The sequence below is a fragment of the Rhodococcus sp. NPDC056960 genome (assembly GCF_042674125.1).
GTDB lineage: Bacteria > Actinomycetota > Actinomycetes > Mycobacteriales > Mycobacteriaceae > Rhodococcus_F.
The window spans coordinates 307,634-323,249 of record NZ_JBHURF010000001.1; the positions used below are offsets into that span (position 1 = coordinate 307,634).

Annotated in this window: 14 protein-coding genes and 6 tRNA genes; 11 read left to right on the forward strand and 9 right to left on the reverse strand. The window is 68.9% G+C overall.

Going from position 1 to position 15,616, the window contains the following annotated elements; all coding sequences use genetic code 11:
* Positions 1-22: 22 nt before the first annotated feature.
* Positions 23-1,579, reverse strand: coding sequence for an alpha/beta hydrolase (locus ACFTWF_RS01540; RefSeq protein ID WP_378459525.1), 1,557 nt, complete (start codon positions 1,577-1,579; stop codon positions 23-25).
* A 23-nt stretch (positions 1,580-1,602) separates the two neighbouring features.
* Entirely contained in the window at positions 1,603-2,391 is a 789-nt protein-coding gene (locus tag ACFTWF_RS01545; RefSeq protein WP_378459526.1) for a pyrimidine reductase family protein, read from the reverse strand.
* Positions 2,392-2,425: 34 nt separating this feature from the next.
* Here ACFTWF_RS01545 and zapE point away from each other — a divergent pair, with 34 nt between their 5' ends.
* Positions 2,426-3,442 carry a cell division protein ZapE gene (gene zapE, locus ACFTWF_RS01550; protein ID WP_378459527.1) on the forward strand — a complete coding sequence of 339 codons (1,017 nt, stop codon included), beginning with the start codon at positions 2,426-2,428 and terminating at the stop codon, positions 3,440-3,442.
* 9 nt (positions 3,443-3,451) lie between these two features.
* Here zapE and ACFTWF_RS01555 read toward each other — a convergent pair whose 3' ends face one another.
* Together ACFTWF_RS01555 and ACFTWF_RS01560 are read right to left on the reverse strand one after the other, a co-directional pair.
* On the reverse strand, positions 3,452-3,982 hold the full coding sequence (locus tag ACFTWF_RS01555) for a GNAT family N-acetyltransferase (protein ID WP_378459528.1): 531 nt from the start codon (positions 3,980-3,982) through the stop codon (positions 3,452-3,454).
* 102 nt (positions 3,983-4,084) lie between these two features.
* Positions 4,085-5,305, reverse strand: coding sequence for an MFS transporter (locus ACFTWF_RS01560; RefSeq protein ID WP_378459529.1), 1,221 nt, complete (start codon positions 5,303-5,305; stop codon positions 4,085-4,087).
* Positions 5,306-5,746: 441 nt separating this feature from the next.
* Here ACFTWF_RS01560 and ACFTWF_RS01565 point away from each other — a divergent pair, with 441 nt between their 5' ends.
* Positions 5,747-6,241, forward strand: a complete 495-nt coding sequence (locus ACFTWF_RS01565) for a 2-isopropylmalate synthase (protein ID WP_378459530.1) — start codon at positions 5,747-5,749, stop codon at positions 6,239-6,241.
* Between the two features lie 71 nt (positions 6,242-6,312).
* Here the strand turns inward: ACFTWF_RS01565 and ACFTWF_RS01570 are convergent.
* From ACFTWF_RS01570 to ACFTWF_RS01590, 5 genes are all read right to left on the reverse strand, one after another.
* A tRNA-Val gene (locus ACFTWF_RS01570) sits at positions 6,313-6,387 on the reverse strand.
* Between the two features lie 16 nt (positions 6,388-6,403).
* A tRNA-Gly gene (locus ACFTWF_RS01575) sits at positions 6,404-6,476 on the reverse strand.
* Positions 6,477-6,549: 73 nt separating this feature from the next.
* Positions 6,550-6,621 (reverse strand) — tRNA-Val (locus ACFTWF_RS01580).
* A 1-nt stretch (position 6,622) separates the two neighbouring features.
* Positions 6,623-6,693: transfer RNA gene (locus ACFTWF_RS01585), tRNA-Cys, on the reverse strand.
* A 24-nt stretch (positions 6,694-6,717) separates the two neighbouring features.
* Positions 6,718-6,790 (reverse strand) — tRNA-Gly (locus ACFTWF_RS01590).
* A gap of 241 nt (positions 6,791-7,031) precedes the next feature.
* On the opposite strand from ACFTWF_RS01590, the gene ACFTWF_RS01595 reads away from it, so the two are divergent.
* The 9 genes from ACFTWF_RS01595 to ACFTWF_RS01635 all read left to right on the forward strand — a co-directional run bounded on the left by ACFTWF_RS01595 (position 7,032) and on the right by ACFTWF_RS01635 (position 15,525).
* A tRNA-Val gene (locus ACFTWF_RS01595) sits at positions 7,032-7,103 on the forward strand.
* A gap of 155 nt (positions 7,104-7,258) precedes the next feature.
* Positions 7,259-8,464 carry an RtcB family protein gene (locus ACFTWF_RS01600; RefSeq protein ID WP_378459531.1) on the forward strand — a complete coding sequence of 402 codons (1,206 nt, stop codon included), beginning with the start codon at positions 7,259-7,261 and terminating at the stop codon, positions 8,462-8,464.
* A 106-nt stretch (positions 8,465-8,570) separates the two neighbouring features.
* On the forward strand, positions 8,571-9,002 hold the full coding sequence (locus ACFTWF_RS01605) for a TIGR02611 family protein (protein WP_378459782.1): 432 nt from the start codon (positions 8,571-8,573) through the stop codon (positions 9,000-9,002).
* 95 nt (positions 9,003-9,097) lie between these two features.
* Positions 9,098-11,173, forward strand: a complete 2,076-nt coding sequence (thrS, locus tag ACFTWF_RS01610) for a threonine--tRNA ligase (protein ID WP_378459532.1) — start codon at positions 9,098-9,100, stop codon at positions 11,171-11,173.
* Entirely contained in the window at positions 11,160-11,735 is a 576-nt protein-coding gene (locus tag ACFTWF_RS01615; RefSeq protein WP_378459533.1) for an HIT family protein, read from the forward strand. Before thrS ends, ACFTWF_RS01615 begins: the two co-directional genes overlap by 14 nt.
* Before the next feature lie 79 nt (positions 11,736-11,814).
* The gene (gene pgsA, locus ACFTWF_RS01620; protein WP_378459534.1) at positions 11,815-12,480 is read left to right on the forward strand and encodes a phosphatidylinositol phosphate synthase; all 666 of its coding nucleotides are present in this window, start codon (positions 11,815-11,817) and stop codon (positions 12,478-12,480) included.
* Complete coding sequence (locus ACFTWF_RS01625) at positions 12,477-13,382, forward strand: phosphatidylinositol mannoside acyltransferase (protein WP_378459535.1); 906 nt, start codon at positions 12,477-12,479, stop codon at positions 13,380-13,382. The genes pgsA and ACFTWF_RS01625 overlap by 4 nt, the downstream gene beginning before the upstream one ends.
* Positions 13,379-14,506 (forward strand): glycosyltransferase family 4 protein, encoded by a 1,128-nt coding sequence (locus ACFTWF_RS01630; RefSeq protein ID WP_378459536.1) that lies wholly within the window; start codon positions 13,379-13,381, stop codon positions 14,504-14,506. Before ACFTWF_RS01625 ends, ACFTWF_RS01630 begins: the two co-directional genes overlap by 4 nt.
* Positions 14,503-15,525 (forward strand): NUDIX domain-containing protein, encoded by a 1,023-nt coding sequence (locus tag ACFTWF_RS01635; protein WP_378459537.1) that lies wholly within the window; start codon positions 14,503-14,505, stop codon positions 15,523-15,525. The genes ACFTWF_RS01630 and ACFTWF_RS01635 overlap by 4 nt, the downstream gene beginning before the upstream one ends.
* Positions 15,526-15,616: the final 91 nt, after the last annotated feature.

A 15,616-nucleotide genomic window follows, 5' to 3' on the forward strand; every position in this document is an offset into this window, starting at 1 on the left:
TGTGTCGGGCGGACCACGCCGGTCAGGCGGGGCAGGCGCTGCCGTCCGGTGGCAGCGCACCGTCCGTGACGTAGGTGACGATCGACTTCTGCGCGCAGTCCGAATGGGTGGCGGGGTGGCCGCTGCCGTGCCACGTCACCGTCGCCGTGGTGGCGCCCGCGCTCGACACGGCGCCCGTCACGGTTCCCACCCCGGCGTTCCCGACGACCGGGTCGGCGGTGCCGTTCAGCACCAAAACCGGCAGGGTCAGCTCCCCGGGCAGGGTGGGCGGCGCGGTCGCGGGCCAGGACGTGCACGGGAGCAGTCCGACGGCGGCGGTGGGGCCGAACAGCGGGTAGCGCTCGCCCCACACCTTCTGCAGGTCACGGACGCGGTCGGGTGCCGGCCACTGCTGGCCGTCCGTGCAGCGGGTGATGAACTGTCCGTCGCTCTCGTAGGCGGCCTCGGCCTGCCCGATCAGGCCGAGGATCGGCGCGGTGTTTCCGGCGACCGCGGCGCTGACCGCATCCGACAGTGCGCGGACGCGGCCCTGCTGGTCGCCGCCGGCGGCGGCGAGCGACCCGGACACCGCGGTGAGGAGGGCGCTCGCGGAGACCTGCGGGATCCGGCCGTCCGCGGCGCGGGCGACGGCGTCCGACATCGCGGCGCGGGGATCGGCGCCGAGCGAGCAGTTCAGGGCGGTGCACTGGCGGGCGAACGCGTCGAACGCCGCCTCCTGTCCCGCGACCTGCTGCTCGGTGGCGGTCGCGGCGTCCACCGTGGTGACCGCGGGGGAGTCGAGGACGAGCCTGCCGACCCGGCCCGGATACGCGGCCGCGTAGCTGAGCGCGACGGCACTGCCGTTGCCGGTGGCGAGGATCCCGAGGGAATCTACGTCCCACGTGCGGCGCAACTCCTCGATGTCGTCCGCGGCGTGGGTGCTGTCGAACGCGAGTTCCTGCGGCTGAAGATAATCGGTGCACGCGATGGTCGCGTCGCGGCCCAGCGCGGTCACCTTGTCGACCTGGTCACCCGTCCCCGGCGCGAACTGTCCCAGATCGGCGAGGCCGGCGCGGAGGTCCGGGGTGAGGCATTCGATCTCCTGGGAGGAGGCGATGCCGCGGCGGTCCACCGCGACCACCGGGCGCGTCGACAGCAGTGACGTCAGCCCGCCGGTGCTCAGTGCCGCGAGCGTCGCGGTCGACGACCGGTCGGAGCCCGACGTCAGCACCAGCGGGGCCGCGTTCTCGGGGGTGTCCGCGAGCCGTGCCCGCATGGCGCCCATCGTGAAGGAGCCGGGCAGGGTGCCGTTCTCGTCGACGGCCGCCTCGTACGAGCCGCATTCGAAGACGAGTCCGGCCGGGGCTGCCGTTCCGGGGCCCAGCGAGGCGAGCGTGCTCTGGGTGCAGTCGGTCCACGCCAGATCGTTCTTCGGGGTCTGCAGCACGGGCGGGGAGGCGTCGGGGTTCTCGGTCTCGGTTGCCGTGGGTTCGCTGCCCACGCCCTCGCGCTCGACGGCCACGTGCGGCCGGTTGGACGGTCCGGCCCCGCACGCGCTGCACACCACGAGAACCATTGCGAGCAACACCGATCTGCGCATGGCGCCCAGCCTGCCAGGTTCCGCTACGGGCGGGGCAGGCGCACCCATCTGGTCAGGACGGTGCCGTCGGTGTCGGTGAGGATGTGCGCGGGTGTCATGGCGGTGGTCCGGGCGTGGGGTGACGTGGCGACGCGGCCCGCGGTCCCGCCCACCAGCACCGGCGCCGTGGTGAGGCAGACCTCGTCGACCGCGTCGTCGACGGTGAGCTGACCGAACAGGCTCGGCCCCCCTTCGCACAGCACCCTGCGCAGTCCGAGGTCGTCGAGCGCGGAGATCAGGCTGGTGCCGGTGACCTGCCCCGTGCCGGCCGTGACGATCCGCGCACCCGCATCGGCGAGCGCGCGGGTCCGCGCCGGGTCGGCGTCGCTGCTCGTGACGACGATCGGTGGCACCTCGGTGTCGGTGAACAGTCGCGACTGCGGGTCGAGGTGCGCGCGGGCCGACACGACGGCGATCGGGGGCACCTCCGGCATCCCCGACTCCACGCGGCGCCGTCTGCCCTCCGCGCCGACGCGCACACCGCCGTAGTTCTCCGCCCGCACGGTGCCCGCCCCGACGAGCACGACGTCCGCCAGCTCCCGCAGGGTGTCGAAGACCAGTTTGTCGGCGGGCGTGCCGAGTGCACCGCTGACGCCGTCGACGGAGACGGCGCCGTCGATGCTGCTCACGAAATTGACGCGGATCCAGGGCCGCGGCGTGTCCTCCGGGTAGGCGTAGAGCTCCCGCAGTGAGTTCGCGGTCGATTCACTGGACTCCTCGCGCACGGGTGGGGTGCCCGGTGTGAAAAATGTCGCAATATGTACACGGTGCATGTTGGTGATCACAACACGTGGATACCCTGCTTGTATGCATGCACGTCTTGTCGATCGTAGCCCCGTGGTACCGGCTGATCAGTTGGTAGCTCAGATGGTGCCCCCGGCCATGTTCGACGAGGTGAGCTTCGCGTCGTACATCCCCGACCCCGCAGAACCCAGCCAGGCCGTCGCGGTCCAGAAGGCCGAGGAGTTCGCGAAGAAGGTCGTGAAGATCCGCAGCGGCGGGCGACGCGGCCTGTTCGGGAAGAAGACGCCCGCCACCGGGGCCGGCCTCTACCTCGACGGCGGTTTCGGTGTCGGTAAGACCCACCTCCTCGCCTCGATCTTCCACAGCGTCCCGTCGCCGAAGGCGTTCGGCACGTTCGTGGAGTTGACGCACGTCGTCGGCGCGCTCGGCTTCAACAAGGCCGTCGAGCAGCTGTCCGACCACAGTGTCCTCTGCATCGACGAATTCGAACTCGACGACCCGGGCGACACCATGCTGGTGTCCCGCCTGCTGTCGGAGTTGTCGGCACGCGGTGTCTCCATCGTCGCGACGTCGAACACGCTGCCCGGTCAGCTCGGTGAGGGCCGCTTCGCCGCGCAGGACTTCCTGCGCGAGATCAAGAAGCTCGGTTCGATCTTCGAGACGATTCGCGTCGACGGACCGGACTACCGGCACCGCGACCTGCCACCGGCCCCGGACCCGATCTCCTCGGAGGAACTCGCCGAGCGCGCCGAGAGCATCCCGGGTGCCACGCTCGACGACTTCGACGCACTGTGCAAGCACCTGAGCACGCTGCACCCGTCCCGCTACAACAAGCTGGTCGAGGGCATCCCTGCCGTGTTCCTGGACGGCGTCCACCCCGCCGAGGATCAGTCGGTGGCGTTGCGCCTGGTGGTGCTCGCCGACCGCCTGTACGACGCCAGCATCCCGGTCACCGTGGCAGGGGCCAAGCTCGACGCGATCTTCACCCCCGAGATGCTGGCCGGCGGCTACCGGAAGAAGTACCTGCGTGCCACGTCCCGGCTGCTCGCGCTGTCGCGGTTCGAGGTCGCCGCGAGCTGACCCGGCTCGCTACAGCGCCCGCTGCATCACGTAGTCGTGGTGCAGTTGGGTGCCGACCGGGAACGTCTTCGTCCCGACCTTCGTGAATCCGTGCTTCGCGTAGAAGCGCTGGGCCCGAACGTTCTCCTGGTTGACTCCCAGCCACAGTCCGGCGCACCCGGCGGCCTCGGCGCGTTCGACGATCGCGTCCATCAGCGCGGACGCCACGCCGGTCCCGTGATTGCCGGGCAGCACGTACAGCTTGCTGATCTCCGTGGTCGGTCGCAGTGTCACGGCACGGCTCACGTCCGCGTCGGCGGGTTCGCCGTCGACGAGCATCGCGTAGCCGACGATCGCTCCGCCGTGGGTGACCTTCAGGACGGTGCGAGCGGGGTCGGTCAGATACTCCGAGAACCGTTCGGCCGACAACACGTCGTCGATGAAGGCGGCGATGTCGTCCTGCGTCGCCTCGGGTGGGCACGCGAGGGGGAACGTCGCCGCGGCGACGTCGGCGATCGCCTCGGAATCCCAGATGCCCGCCGGGTCTATTTCGACAGTCACAGCTGATCCACCGTGTCCTTCGCTTCCCTGACCGTGTCGTTTCGGTACTTCCCCGCGGCGGTGGAATCGCCGCGGGCGTCCGCCTAAGTAGATCATCCGCCGTCAGTCGCGTTCCGGGGCCCGCTCGGATTGCCGGTCGCGGTTCCTGTGCGGGGCGAACGCGGGGGCGAGCAGGAGGAGCGCCACCGCGAACAGGAGCGGGACGACGAACCCGATCCGCAGGCTGGTCGCGGCGGCGACGCCACCGACGATCGCCCCGCCCACGAGGGTGCCTGCGTAGTTGAACAGGTTGATCCGCGCGACGACGTCGTCCACCTGCCCGGCGGGTGCGAGCCGTCCGGCGGCACTGAAACACAGGGGTGCGACGACCGGCACTCCGAGACCGACGACGAGGAACCCGGCGATCGCGACGGCGGGGGACTGGGCGAGTACGACGACGGTCATTCCGGTGACGCCGATCGCGGAACCCGCACGGACGACGCTGATCTCGCCGTATCTCGCCACCCACCGGTCGCCGCTCAGCCGCGCCGCCGAAGCGGCGCACTGGTAGGCCGCCAATGCCAGGGCGGCGGTGCCGGCATCCGCGAACAGGACGTTCCTGACATACAGCGCAGACCAGTTCCCGACACTGAAGTCGATGGCGTAGAACAACGCCATCGCGGACCCGAGTGCGAGCAGTGCGCGGATCGGAACGGTCACGGGCAGTGCCCCGGTCGTCGAGGGGGCGGTCCGGATCGAGTCGGACCGGACGAGCAGCCTCGGGCCGCACAGCGCGAGACCGGCGGCCACCACGAGTGCTGCCGTCAGCTGCGCGGCGGCGACACCCACGTCGAGCGCCGAGGTGGCGGCCACGAACAGCGCACCCGCGATCGCGCCGACACTCCACACCGCGTGGAACGAGGACAGAATGAAGCGGCCGTAGGCGTGCTGGATCGACACGGCCTGCATGTTGGCGGCGGCGTCGACCATGCCGAGTCCGGCGCCGTACACGAACAGGCAGGCGAGGAACGTCCCGGTGTCCGGGCTGAAACCGAGTGCGCCGCCGGCGACCGCGATGGTCGCGAGGCCGAGTCGCAGCGCGGACTTGCTGGAGAATCGCCGGGCCAGGTGCTCGGCGACGACGCTTCCCGCGCCGGCGACGAGCGAGACCGTCACCACGGCGACCACGATGACGGTGTCGTCGAAACCGAATCGGTCCTGGTACCGGGGTAGCTGCGTGAGGATGGCCGCGAGGAGGAAACCCTGCAACCCGAAGGCGGCCGCCGCGGCGGCCCGCGCCGAACGGTGAGGTGCGGACACATCCGTGCGTGGTGAATCCGTCATGGCGGGGAGCCTTCGGTGGGCGACATCGTTGGACGAGTGTCCAATACTTTGGCGCGACGCGCAGGGTTCTCCGGATGGACGGGCGAAATATCCGACAACGCGGGGAGGCCCCCGACGCAAGACTGAGCCCCAGCCTTGGATGGGGGGTCATGGCTGGGGCTCATTGCCATCGGGGGGGTGGATGGCTAGTTCGACGATACATGAGGATTTCCTCACGTTCCAGGGGTGACGGTAACAATTCCGTCACCCGGCCGGACGTGACGGCCGGGTGACGCACTGTGCGCAAGGGAGTTGTCCCGGCGGACGGTTGTCGCTTACAGTGTGATCATGCAGCGCATTCTCGTAGTTCTCCGCCGTAGCGGGGTCTGATACGGACCGACCCCTCGCTGCGGGTCGTCGAGCTACGCGTTGGTCCTCCCTTCTTGCAGGAAGACCACGACAATGAGCACCTCCAGTTCTTTCGCATCATCCTTCCCGTCGTCGTCAACGACGCCGGCTGCCGATCCGTTCGCCGCACGCCACCACAAGTCGCTGCCTCGGGAGCTCCGGACCGAAGCCGCGGGATTGACCTGGTCCGCGTTCGAGAACACCTACGCGCCGTCCAGCGGGCCGTTCCGGCTGGGCAGCTGGTCGGAACGGAAGACCGGCCCCGGAATGTGGGACTTCGAAGCGACGCTCGGTATCGGCGAATCGATCTGCAAGACCGGCGCGAGCGCGCCCGGCCCGGTGGCCGCCATGACTTCGATGCTGTACGACGCGGGTTGTCCGATGGAGATCCTGTCCTTCCATCAGCACGAGATCGGACACCGCACGGCGACGTTCCTGCTCTGCGAAAGCGCCGGCATCCGGCTGTGGGCGATGGGTATCGGCGAGTCCCACACGGAATCGACACTGCGGGCGATGATCTCGGGCGCCAACCGGCTGCGCCCCGCCTGACGCCGAAGAGCAGTTCGGCCCCGGTCGATGACCGGGGCCGAACTGCTGCGCTCTGTGCGGTTGTTGCGAAATGGTGCGCGATACTGGGATTGAACCAGTGACCTCTTCCGTGTCAGGGAAGCGCTCTCCCGCTGAGCTAATCGCGCGGGATGGAAAAAAGAGAGCGGACGACGGGATTCGAACCCGCGACCCCAACCTTGGCAAGGTTGTGCGCTACCAGCTGCGCCACGTCCGCATTCGTGAAGGCCCCGCGAGGGGCCGTCACTGTCGAGCAAGTCAAACAGTCGAGCATCTATCATCTATCTCGGTGCGCGATACTGGGATTGAACCAGTGACCTCTTCCGTGTCAGGGAAGCGCTCTCCCGCTGAGCTAATCGCGCGAGGTGGAGACGGGAATCGAACCCGTGTGCACGGCTTTGCAGGCCGTTGCCTCACCACTCGGCCACTCCACCGTGAAGGTTGAGTCCAACCTCTCGAGCGGACGACGGGATTCGAACCCGCGACCCCAACCTTGGCAAGGTTGTGCGCTACCAGCTGCGCCACGTCCGCATGCACCGTGTAACTCGCGGAGAATGTTCTCCGTGGTGCGGTTGAGAACATTAGCGGACCATCCTCGATAGTTACAAATCTGCAGGTCAAGGGATCAGACGGTGAACTACGCATGAACGACGCCGGGTCTGGGTCAGGGGCCGGGTGGGGGCCGGTACGAATCCCAACGACGTGATTTTCGTTCGGCGGCTCGGTCTGTTAATGTTCCAACTCGTTCGAGCGCGAGTGTCTGGCGTGCTTCGGTCCCGTGGCTCAGTGGAAGAGCGTCCCGTTCACACCGGGAAGGTCGCTGGTTCGATCCCAGCCGGGACCACAGAGAGAAGAGGGCGTCTCCGAAATCGGAGACGCCCTCTTCTTTTACGTGCGTGCACCCGGGAAATTCGGTTGTAGCGACTCCGCGGCGCGGCGGACAATGTTCTCAGCCGGCCGAAATTCCCCGGGTGATCCGCTATCGAAGGACCGAGTCGAATGTTCCCCGTGAGGCTGGAGGGCACTGCCGCGCCGACGTTGATGTGGGCAGAGGAGCAGACCATCGAGCAGGCTGCGTTGCAGCAGCTGCGGAACATGGCCGACCTTCCCTGGGTGCACGGTGTGCGCGTCATGCCCGACGTGCACGTGGGTAAGGGTGCAACGGTCGGTTCCGTCATCGCGATGCGCGAGGCGGTCGCCCCAGCGGCGGTCGGCGTCGACATCGGGTGCGGAATGACGGCGGTCCGCACGGATGCCACCGCGGGGGATCTGCCCGACAGCCTGCGGTCGATGAGGTCTCACATCGAGCGTGCGGTGCCGGTGGGCTTCGCCATGCACGAGCGGTCGGTGAACGTCGGCGCACTGGACGTCACGGACGCCGGGGGCGTGAAGAAGGGGTGGCACCGCTTCTGGCAGGAGTTCGGCGACCTCCATTCCGGCGTCCAGTCGCGGGAATCGAAGGCGATGAAGCAGATCGGCACGCTCGGCGGCGGCAACCACTTCATCGAGGTGTGCCTGTCGGATACCGACGAGGTCTGGTTGATGCTCCACTCCGGGTCCCGGAACATCGGCAAGGAACTGGCGGAGCGGCACATCGCGGTCGCGCGCTCGCTGCCGCACAACCAGCGGCTCGTCGACCGCGATCTCGCCGTGTTCCTCGCAGGCAGCAAGGAGATGGACGCCTACCGCCACGACCTCACGTGGGCGCAGGAGTACGCGGCCCGCAACCGCGCCGTCATGCTCACGCTGGTGATGCGGGCCTTCCGGCAGTCGCTTCCCGGCCGGACCGTGCGGTTCGACGAACCGATCTCCTGCCACCACAACTACGTGTCGGAGGAGATCGTCGACGGGGAGCGGATGCTCGTCACCCGCAAGGGCGCGATCCGGGCGGGCCGGGGTGATCTCGGACTCATCCCCGGATCCATGGGCACCGGATCCTATGTGGTGCGGGGACTGGGCTCCGAGTTGTCGTTCAATTCGGCGTCGCACGGGGCCGGACGGACGATGAGCCGCACGAAGGCGAAGAAGCGTTTCACCGTCGACGACCTCGTGCGTCAGACGTCCGGAGTCGAATCACGCAAGGATGCGGGCGTGATCGACGAAATTCCCGGCGCCTACAAGGACATCGAGCAAGTGATCGAGGCGCAGGCCGATCTCGTCGAGGTCGTGGCCCACCTGCGCCAGGTCGTGTGTGTGAAGGGCTGACCCGCCGGCGGCCGCGGCGGTGCGACGACGCGCCGCCGCAGGTCGTGGTCGGTAGGGTGGACTGGTGACCAGCAGAGAAGCTCGGCCGGGACCCGCTTCCGAGAACGTGGACGTCGACGATTCGGATCTGTCTCCGTTCCAGCAAGTGGAGAGTCGCTGGCGCAGGTGGCGAGAGCACATCGCCGCGCGGCCGAGCCTGAACGTGGCGTACCGGATCGCGGTAGGGGTGATCGGCGCCCTCGTCCTCGCCGCCGGGATCGTCGCGATTCCCTACCCGGGTCCGGGCTGGCTGATCGTGTTCGCGGGACTCGGGATTCTCGCGTCCGAGTTCGCGTGGGCGCACCGGCTGCTGCACTACGCGCGCAAGCGGTACGACGCGTTCATGGAGTGGTTCTCGCGACAGTCGCTGGTCGTCAAGGGCGCGGGCGCACTGTTGACGGCCGTCGTCGTCCTCGCCACGCTGTGGCTGCTCGGGACGTTCGGTCTCGTCGGAACGTGGATCGGCCTCGACTACTCGTGGTTGGAGAGCCCGCTCTAGCCGGACGCGTGGTTGGGTGTGTCTGCTGGGCCGATAACATGGGCTGGCACATTCACCCTGTCCGCACCGCACACCTCACCTAGGAGAACATCGCCGTGAGCACCCCCGCACCCGCCGCCCCAGCCGCCCTCGTCCGGGTGCCCGCGGGGACTACGGCCGGTACCGCGGTTCGGGAGGCCGGCTACCCGAGCAAGGGTCCGGACGTCGTCGTCGTGGTCCGTGACGCCGACGGCCAGCTCAAGGACCTGTCCTGGGTGCCCGACGCCGACGTCGACGTCGAGCCGGTCGCGGCGGACACCGACGACGGCCGCAGCGTCATCCGGCACTCGGCGGCGCACGTGCTCGCGCAGGCCGTCCAGCAGGAATTCCCCGAAGCCAAGCTGGGCATCGGCCCGCCGATCAAGGACGGCTTCTACTACGACTTCGCCGTCGAACGCCCGTTCACTCCGGAGGACCTCGCGACCCTCGAGAAGCGGATGAAGAAGATCATCAAGGGGTCGCAGCGGTTCTCCCGCCGCGTCGTCGAGTCGCTCGAGGAGGCGCGCGCCGAGCTGGCGAAGGAGCCCTTCAAGCTCGAACTGATCGACGACAAGTCGGGGATCGACGATCCGGAGATCATGGAGGTGGGCGGCAACGAGCTCACCATCTACGACAACCTGGATCCGCGGACCGGCGAGAAGGTGTGGGGCGACCTCTGCCGCGGCCCGCACATCCCCACCACCAAGCACATCCCGGCGTTCAAGCTCACCCGCAGCTCGGCCGCGTACTGGCGCGGTAACCAGGACAACGCCGATCTCCAGCGCATCTACGGCACCGCGTGGGAGTCGGCGGAGGCGCAGGAGCAGCACCTGGAACTGCTCGCCGAGGCCGAGCGCCGCGACCACCGCAAGCTGGGGTCCGAGCTCGACCTGTTCAGCTTCCCCGACGAGCTCGGCTCGGGTCTGCCGGTGTTCCATCCCAAGGGCGGGATCATCCGCACCGAGATGGAGGACTACTCCCGCAAGCGCCACGTGGAGGAGGGGTACGACTTCGTCAACACCCCCCACATCACCAAGGGGCACCTCTACGAGGTGTCGGGCCACCTGGACTGGTACCGCGACGGCATGTTCCCGGCGATGCACATCGACGAGGAACTGAACGAGGACGGCACCGTGCGCAAGCCGGGCCAGGACTACTACCTCAAGCCGATGAACTGCCCGATGCACAACCTGATCTTCCGCTCCCGCGGTCGGTCGTACCGCGAGCTTCCGTTGCGGCTCTTCGAGTTCGGGTCGGTGTACCGGTACGAGAAGTCGGGCGTCGTCCACGGGCTGACCCGGGTGCGCGGCATGACGCAGGACGACGCGCACATCTACTGCACCAAGGAGCAGATGCGCGACGAGCTGACCACCACGCTGAACTTCGTGCTGGGCCTGCTCGCGGACTACGGTCTCGACGACTTCTACCTGGAGCTGTCCACCAAGAACCCGGACAAGTTCGTCGGCGACGACGCGGTGTGGGAGGAAGCGACCAACACCCTGGCCGAGGTCGCCGAGGCGTCGGGCCTGAACCTGGTGCCGGATCCGGGCGGCGCCGCGTTCTACGGGCCGAAGATCTCGGTGCAGGTGCAGGACGCGCTGGGCCGGACCTGGCAGATGTCGACCATCCAGCTCGATTTCAATCTGCCCGAGCGCTTCGACCTCGAGTACACCGCCAACGACGGCACGAAGCAGCGTCCGGTCATGATCCACCGCGCGCTGTTCGGTTCCATCGAACGGTTCTTCGGCGTGCTGACGGAGCACTACGCGGGTGCGTTCCCGGCGTGGCTCGCCCCGGTCCAGGTGGTGGGCATCCCGGTGGCCGAGGCGTTCGCCGACCACCTCTTCGACGTGGTGAAGCGGCTGAAGGCGGCCGGTGTCCGTGCGGAGGTCGACGCGAGTGACGACCGCATGCAGAAGAAGATCTTCAACAACACGGCCCAGAAGGTGCCGTTCATGCTGCTGGCAGGCGCGCGGGACGTCGAAGCGGGCGCCGTCAGCTTCCGATTCCGGGACGGCACCCAGGTCAACGGCGTGGCCGTCGACGACGCCCTTCGCATCGTCACCGAATGGATCGGCCGCCGCGAGAACGCGTCGCCGACGGCGGAGCTGCTGCAACCCGGTGAGAAGGGTGACGCACATGACCGGAGGTGACGACATGACAGCCGACGAGATGCTCGCCGGTCCCGGACGCCTCGTGGACCGCGGCCCCGGGGAACCCGATCACCTGCAGCGGATCTGGTCGCCGCACCGCATGTCGTACATCGCCGAGACGCCGAAGTCGCGGGACACCCCGAACGAGCCGTTCATCGACATCCCGAAGATGGACGACGAGGACGGGCTGATCGTGGCCCGCGGTGAACACGTGTACGCGGTGCTGAACCTGTACCCGTACAACCCCGGACATCTGATGGTCGTTCCCTACCGCAAGGTCGCGGCGCTCGAAGACCTGACGGAGGCGGAGAGCGCCGAGCTGATGTCGTTCACGCAGCAGGCGCTGCGGGTGATCAAGCGGGTGTCGCGTCCGGACGGTTTCAACGTCGGCCTCAATCTCGGTGCGGCGGCCGGCGGGTCCCTCGCCGAACACCTGCATCAGCACATCGTTCCGCGCTGGGGCGGGGACGCGAACTTCATCACGGTTCTCGCCGGGGTCAAGGTCATGCCGCAATTGCTGCGGGAGACCCGGGGGCTGCTGGCGAAGGCCTGGAATGAATGACGCGATAGATGAATGACGCGCGAGTCGCTGACTCACGCGTGCGGGGTACCTGGCGGGAAGTGAAGAACGGGGTGGAGAGGTGCTGAGCTTCTTCGGGCGGGCATCCGTGTCCAAGGTGACGGCGCCGTTGGGGAAGGCCCTGGTCAAGACGGGGCTCACCCCCGATTCCGTCACCGTCATCGGCACCGTGGCAACCGTGGCCGGCGCGGTCACACTGTTTCCCAGCGGACATCTGTTCTGGGGAGCGATGTTCATCTGGCTGTTCGTCATGTTCGACATGCTGGACGGTGCGATGGCCCGCGCCCGCGGCGGCGGAACGCGATACGGCGCGGTACTGGACGCCACCTGCGACCGCGTGGCCGACGGTGCGATCTTCGCCGGCCTCGCCTGGTGGGCGGTCTACCACGAGAACAGCAAGCCGTTGCTGATCGCGACGCTGCTGTGCCTCGTCACCTCCCAGGTGATCTCGTACGCCAAGGCGCGCGCCGAGGCGAGTGGACTGTCCGCCGACGGTGGACTGATCGAACGACCCGACCGGCTGATCATCGTGCTGGTCGGCGCCGGTGTGACCGGTCTCGGCGTGCCGTGGGCCGTGCACGTCGCGATGTGGCTGCTGTCGGTGGGCAGCGTGATCACGGTGTTCCAGCGGGTGCTGGCGGTCCGTAGGTCGCCGGGCGCGCGGGACGTGCTGCCCCTGCCGCCTGCGAACACGACGTCGGACGACGGACAGGCGACCGCGCAGTGAGCGGCCTGTCGGAACGGATCAGCGACCTGGGGTACGCGGCGGGCTGGCGGCTGGTTCGAGCGCTGCCCGAGAAGGTGGCGGTCGCCCTGTTCGACAGGGGAGCCGACTTCGCCGTGCGGAACGGCGGACCGGAACAGTTGCGGCGCAACCTCGCCCGCGTGCTCGGCGTAAACCCGGCAGAGGTGCCGGACGCGGTGATGCGCGCGTCGATGCGGTCCTACGCGCGGTACTGGCGGGAGGCCTTCCGCCTGCCGTCGATGGACCTCGTGCAGACCGGCGCCGCGCTCGACGAGCTGATCGAAGGGCAGATCCACCTCGACGCCGCGAAGGAAGCCGGCCGTGGTGCGATTCTGGCGCTGCCGCACAGCGGCAACTGGGACATGGCCGGGGTGTGGTGCGCCCAGCACTGGGGTGCGCTGTCCACGGTCGCCGAGCGGCTGAAGCCGGAATCGCTGTACCAGCGTTTCGTCGCGTACCGCGAGGGGCTGGGGTTCGAGATCTTCCCGCTCAGCGGGGGAGAGCATCCACCGTTCGTGGAACTGTCGGCGCGGCTGCGGGACAACGGAATCGTGTGCCTCCTCGGTGAACGCGACCTGGCGAAGAAGGGCGTCCCGGTGACGTTCTTCGGGGAACCGACCCGCATGCCGGCCGGTCCGGCCAAGCTGGCGATCGACACCGGCGCCCGCCTCCTTCCGGTGCACTGCTGGTTCACGGACGGCGGCTGGGGCTTCCGCATCGACCCCCCGATCGACACGACCGCCGGGGTCGACGCGGCGACGCAGGCTCTCGCGGCACGATTCGAGGCGAACATCTCGGCGCACCCCGAGGACTGGCACATGCTTCAGCCGCTGTGGCTGTCCGACCTGTCGCAGGCGAGGCTCGCACGCATGGAGAACTCGTGAAGATCGGAATGGTCTGCCCGTACTCCTTCGACGTGCCGGGCGGAGTGCAGGCCCACGTCGTCGACCTCGCGGAGGTCCTGATCGAGCGCGGGCACAAGGTGAGCGTGCTGGCTCCGGCCTCCGACGACGTCGACCTGCCCGGCTTCGTCGTCTCGGCGGGCCGCGCCCTCGCCATCCCGTACAACGGGTCGGTGGCCCGGTTGAGTTTCGGCCCCGCCGCCAGCGCCCGCGTGCGGCGCTGGATCTCGGACAACGACTTCGACGTCCTGCACATCCACGAGCCCAACGCGCCGAGCCTGTCGATGCTCGCCATGCGGGTCGCCGAGGGTCCGATCGTGGCCACCTTCCACACGTCGACCACGAAGTCGTTGGTGCTGAGCACGTTTCAGGGAGTGCTCCAGCCCTACCTGGAGAAGATCAGCGGACGCATCGCGGTGTCGGAACTCGCGCGCCGGTGGCAGGTGGAGTCTCTCGGTTCCGACGCGGTCGAGATCCCCAACGGGGTCGACGTGCCCGCGTTCGCCGACGCCGAGCCGTTGCCCGGGTACCCGCGCCCCGGCAAGACGATCCTCTTCCTCGGACGCTACGACGAACCCCGCAAGGGCATGGCCGTGCTGCTGCGCGCGCTGCCGGCGCTGGTGGAGAAATATCCCGACCTCGAGGTGCTGGTGGTCGGCCGCGGTGACGAGGACAAGCTGCGCCGCGAGGCGGGCCCGGTGTTCGGGCATCTGCGGCTGCTGGGGCAGGTCGACGACGCCGAGAAGGCGTCGGCGCTGCGCAGCGCCGACGTGTACTGCGCCCCCAACCTCGGCGGAGAGAGCTTCGGCATCGTGCTCGTGGAAGCGATGGCCGCGGGCGCGGCCGTCGTGGCCAGCGAACTGGACGCGTTCCGCCGGGTCCTGCGGGACGGGCAGGCGGGGGTGCTGGTGCCGGTGGGGGATGCGGCGGCGCTCGCCGCGGGGATCGACTCGGTGCTCGGTGATCCCGAGCGCAGCGCCGGGCTCACCGACGTCGGCCGGACCGTCGTCGCCGACTACGACTGGCCGGTGGTGGCCGAACAGATCCTGCGTGTCTACGAGACGGTCACCGTCGGCCGCGACGGTGTCCGGGAGGTCGGCTCGTGACGTTCTCCGCCCTGACGATCCTGGTTCTCGCCCTGGTCGCCGCCGTGGTCCTGGCGATCGGTCTGTGGGCGTACGGAACGGCCAACCGCCTCGACCGCCTGCACGTGCGCTCCGACCTGTCCTGGCAGGCCCTCGACGCGGCCCTCGCGCGCCGCGCGGTGGTCGTGCGGGCGGCGGCCGCGGCGATGGACCCCCCGGAGGGCCGGTCGCTGGCGACGCTGGCCGCCCGGGCCGAACGGTCGGACCGGGCGGAACGTGAGATCGCCGAGAACGCGCTGTCGAGTGCGTTGTCGTCCCTCGACCCGGACACGTTGCGACCCCAGTTGGTGGCGGAACTGGCCGATGCCGAGGCGCGCGTGCTCATCGCCCGCCGGTTCCACAACGACGCCGTCCGCGACACCCTCGCGCTGCGGACCCGGCGGCCGGTCCGCTGGCTGCACCTGGGGGGCACCGCGCCGCTTCCGACGTATTTCGAGATCACCGAACGGTCGTCCGCCGCCGCGGTCACCGAGGGGCTCGCCCTCGACTCCGTCCGCACGTCGGCCCGGGTCGTCCTGCTGGACGGTCAGGGCCGGGTCCTGCTGCTCCGCGGGCACGACCCCACCGTCCCCGACGTCTACTACTGGTTCACGATCGGCGGCGCCGTCGAGAAGGGGGAGAACCTGCGGGCCGCCGCGGTCCGGGAGATCGCCGAGGAGACCGGGCACACCGCCTCGGCCGACTCGCTGCGGGGGCCCATGTGGCGGCGGGTCGCGATCTTCTCCTGGAACGGCAGCCTCATCCGCTCCGAGGAACTGTTCTTCGCGCTGCGCACCGACGGATTCGAGCCGCATCACGGCGGTTTCACCGAACTCGAGAACCGCACCATCACCGGGCACCGGTGGTGCACCGCGGACACCGTCCGCGAACTGGCGGCGGCCGGTGAAGCCGTGTATCCGCACGACCTCGCGGACCTCCTCGACGAGGCCGAAGCGGTGGCCGCGGCCGCCGACGACCCCGAGGTGCGCGCGATCACCTGAGCCGCGTGCCGTCGGGGGCACCGCCCTCGTCGTCGCCTACCGTCCGGAGCAAGCCAGCAAACGCGGACTGGATACGGAAGTGGACTGGCAT

What these genes read in the sequence shown, in the direction of transcription:
- zapE (WP_378459527.1), top strand. Translation starts at nt 2,426, where the DNA reads ATGCATGCACGTCTTGTCGATCGTAGCCCCGTGGTACCGGCTGATCAG.
- ACFTWF_RS01545 (WP_378459526.1), bottom strand. Translation starts at nt 2,391, where the DNA reads ATGCACCGTGTACATATTGCGACATTTTTCACACCGGGCACCCCACCC.
- ACFTWF_RS01565 (WP_378459530.1), top strand. Translation starts at nt 5,747, where the DNA reads ATGAGCACCTCCAGTTCTTTCGCATCATCCTTCCCGTCGTCGTCAACG.
- ACFTWF_RS01600 (WP_378459531.1), top strand. Translation starts at nt 7,259, where the DNA reads ATGTTCCCCGTGAGGCTGGAGGGCACTGCCGCGCCGACGTTGATGTGG.
- ACFTWF_RS01540 (WP_378459525.1), bottom strand. Translation starts at nt 1,579, where the DNA reads ATGCGCAGATCGGTGTTGCTCGCAATGGTTCTCGTGGTGTGCAGCGCG.
- ACFTWF_RS01615 (WP_378459533.1), top strand. Translation starts at nt 11,160, where the DNA reads ATGACCGGAGGTGACGACATGACAGCCGACGAGATGCTCGCCGGTCCC.
- ACFTWF_RS01560 (WP_378459529.1), bottom strand. Translation starts at nt 5,305, where the DNA reads ATGACGGATTCACCACGCACGGATGTGTCCGCACCTCACCGTTCGGCG.